This is a genomic window from SAR324 cluster bacterium, from assembly GCA_029245725.1.
GTDB lineage: Bacteria > SAR324 > SAR324 > SAR324 > NAC60-12 > JCVI-SCAAA005.
Genome location: JAQWOT010000033.1, coordinates 1 through 3,324 on the forward strand (window position 1 = coordinate 1; position 3,324 = coordinate 3,324).

The window sequence follows — 3,324 nt, forward strand, 5'->3', positions numbered from 1 at the left end:
GAATCTCTGGGGTAAGGATCGGCCGTGGACTGAGACAGAACTTCAGGTTCAAAATGGAGATCGAGTCTGTTTTTATGGAACAGGAGAAGTGACAACGTGTTCGCATTCGAGTTGTAGCGGACGTGGCCCACGTGATTTAAAGCAAGGCTCTCTTAGTTACAAAATTTCAGAAGAGGCCTCACCAAAAAACCTGAATCGCTTCACCAAAGTTCAATCTGGATCTAGTGGTTTTAAAAGCTGGCTTCAGGCTCGATCCAGCGGAGCACTGTATTTGTTGGTTCGTGATTGGAATACCTATCCTCCTCCCAGCAACTACTACGATGACAACTCTGGTGTCTACATCCTCGATATTTTTGTAATTGATCCAGATCAAGAGGAAGGCTTCAATCGCTTCAAGGATGCCCTTTTCAAAGCCAACTCTGGGGACTCAAATGCTAGAGCTTATCTGGGTAACTGACTCAAATACTTGTTGGGCAACTGTGGATCAGTTCTGAAATACCGCTAAGATGGGCTTACTCTCAGAAAGGCATCATTTGAAAATTTTGCAACCACCAGTGTAGGTAAGCATGGCTAGATTTTGCTTGAGTGTGTTCCTCTTCATGGTGCTGGTAGCTTCCAGCTTTGCTCAAGAGGTCACGGGAGAAGGTGTAGGCTCCACGAAAGAGCAGGCAAAGAAAGAAGCCCTGGCCGACCTATCTCAGAATATCTCGGTTGAGGTGAAATCTGTCCAAACTCAACTTTCCGAACTGATGGGAGAGAACTTCCGCCAGGATGCCAGCAGTATGATTCAGCTGGAATCGCGTCTTCCCCTGCTGGGTACAGAAAGCTTTGTTGTCGAAGATGTTGACTACTATTCCGCACTGGCCAGGCTCTCCGCACAGCAGGCAATCCCACTATACCGAACTCAACTCCAAGAAATTGATCGGGAAATCAAGCAGGCGACTCAGCAACTGGAGCAAGCCGAACAGAACTCAGAGCGGGAAAATCTCCTCCAAGTCATCCTGGAAAAACTTGGGAATTTCAAGCGACATCAAACAGTACTATTGGTGCTTGGTGATACTGACCTACCAAAACTAGAGATCACCGAAACAGAGATCAGAAGCCAGCTGCGCAAGGTTCAGAATGAACCCGACTCGCTGGAGCAAGCGGCCAAGATTTTGACCAGGGACATGCAGGACAGAAGAGGAATCTACGTCTATCCTTTTCGCACGGGTAGTTCCCAAGAAGTCACCCCCTTCGCAGCTGCATTACGAGGTCGCTTGCAACAGCAACTCAGTACGGTTCGCCAGCCAGATCAGGCAAATCTGTGGTTGTATGGTAGCTACCTGATCACGGATCAAGGCCTGGAACTCTCAGCTCACTTGACACGTTCAAACAATCAACAAATAGAGCAATCCAGATCACTCTTTCTGCCGAAGAAGGCCTACCAAGGTTTGAAGGCCGAACCGTCGCAGATTAGTTTTGAGGAGCAGCTCCAAAATAATCCTGACCTATTGCGCAAGAGAGATTTTCGGGTATCGATCCGGAGCAATAAGGGACACCAAGATTTGATGTTCGAAGAAGGTGAGATCGTTGAGATCTATGTGAAAGTCAACAAGCCTGGTTACTTCTACATCGTCGGACATACCTTTGCTGGAGAGGAGCCTTTTTCGTATCTGCTGGAATTGCAGGAAGAAGCAGATCCACCACGGAGCTTTGTTCAATTTGTCAATGTGGATGACGTCAACCGATGGATGAGCCTGGGAGAGTTTGAAATTTACCCACCGTTGGGGTTGGAACATCTACAGGTGATTGCTTCAAAAGAAGACTTGGTTCAGCGGTTACCAGAATATCGTTTTGATGAGAGCTCGGAATTTTACCTAGTAGGCAAAGGGCCAGCAGATGGCTTGGCCAAAACCCGAGCAGCTAAGCGTCCAAAAAAGAAAAAACCTGAAAACTATAGTGCTGAAGTAGTGCTGACTTATACTTCTGTACCATAGTAAGTCTCAGAGGGAATTTCCTGATCTTATTCCAAAGGCGTCGCACAAAAACCACCAGCGGCTTGGACTCCTGAGCCAAAAGCCAGCGGAGGAGGTGCCTGGAAGGGGTCAATCAGGGCACTGAAGAGCAGGTCGAAGAACAGCAGACTGAACAGTCCAAGCAATAGAACACCGATGGCGTAGGAACGTTTGAGCGTCATCGACTTCCTCCGATCAGTTGGTTGCGCAGTCGTACTCCGATCATTGAGCCGGCGAAGGCCGCGGCAAACCAGACCCAACCATGCAGGCTGCCGGTCGAGATGCCACTAAAGAAGGCTCCAACATTACAGCCATAAGCCAGGCGGGAGGCATAGCCCATCAGCAGAGCGGCTACTGCTCCAGCGATCCAGAGTCGGGTGGGCAGAGAAACCTGGGTCGTCAACGGCCCCTTCCAACGGGCAGCAATTCCAGCTCCCAATAATAAGCCAAAGTCTGTCACTGATGTGATGTCCAGCAGCAGGCTCTGGGTCAAGCGTTCGGCGTTGCCGGCACCACTCCAGAAGGCAAAATTCGCCAAATCCATCCCTGACCAATGTGCCAGCTTTGCCCCCCATAGTCCTAGCCCATAGACCACTCCCCAGGGCTGTCCAGCTACCAGCAGGTTGAGTACAGCCAGTCCTGCGAGGAAGCCAGCTGCCAACAAGAATTTACGTGGCAGAGTACGATCGTTCGAAGGCATCCATTGTTGTAACCACCAGGTGAGTCCCGCAAGCAATCCCAGAGTCAAGAGGATCGCTCCGGATGTTCCTAGCCAATCACTCAGTGCTATCGGCTCCAGTTGTCCCAAGGCATGCCACTCTGGAAGATGCAGAGTACCAAGAAAACTACCTGCGATGAAAAAAGGTAAGGCCCAGAGGCCCATCAGATTGCCGCTACCAGCGTTGACCAGTGTGCCAGAACCACAGCCCAGGACGACCTGCATCGCGATCCCAAAGACGAAAGCCCCAAGAATCATGGAAACTCCGACAGGAGCCATAGCCCCGATCAATTCACCCGCTGCGATATCCAAGAGCAGCAGGCTGGGCAGAGCTGCCAGCCCAATGGCCAGTAGTTGTGCCTGAATGCCTTGGGTATTGTGCTCCAAGATCGCTCGTCGCCAAGGACCAGCAAAACCAAAACCCAGGCCTTCCAAGGTAATGCCAAAGCCTAGCCCTATAGCCAGCAAGATTCCTTGTCGTATTCCAGCATAGATGGCCAGCAGCAGAATCAGCAGGACCATCCCCAAACTCAGCAAGATTCGAAGTCGTCGTTGTCCTACAGGATTCGCAGGCCCAGCAGTGGTTGCTGTTGTGGAACTCATCAGAAT

General features: G+C 50.5%; 4 protein-coding genes. 2 read left to right on the top strand and 2 right to left on the bottom strand.

The features are described from left to right. Both P8O70_01000 and P8O70_01005 read left to right on the top strand, forming a co-directional pair. Positions 1 to 457, top strand: a 457-nt coding sequence (locus P8O70_01000) for a hypothetical protein (GenBank protein MDG2195461.1), incomplete at its 5' end; no start/stop codon positions are given. Between the two features lie 109 nt (positions 458 to 566). Further along, on the top strand, positions 567 to 1,979 hold the full coding sequence (locus P8O70_01005) for a hypothetical protein (GenBank protein MDG2195462.1): 1,413 nt from the start codon (positions 567 to 569) through the stop codon (positions 1,977 to 1,979). Positions 1,980 to 2,005: 26 nt separating this feature from the next. Here P8O70_01005 and P8O70_01010 read toward each other — a convergent pair whose 3' ends face one another. Together P8O70_01010 and P8O70_01015 are read right to left on the bottom strand one after the other, a co-directional pair. Continuing rightward, the gene (locus P8O70_01010; GenBank protein MDG2195463.1) at positions 2,006 to 2,179 is read right to left on the bottom strand and encodes a hypothetical protein; all 174 of its coding nucleotides are present in this window, start codon (positions 2,177 to 2,179) and stop codon (positions 2,006 to 2,008) included. Then, positions 2,176 to 3,237: a YeeE/YedE family protein gene (locus P8O70_01015; protein ID MDG2195464.1), complete on the bottom strand. Its 1,062-nt coding sequence runs from the start codon at positions 3,235 to 3,237 to the stop codon at positions 2,176 to 2,178. Before P8O70_01015 ends, P8O70_01010 begins: the two co-directional genes overlap by 4 nt. Between the last annotated feature and the right edge of the window lie 87 nt (positions 3,238 to 3,324).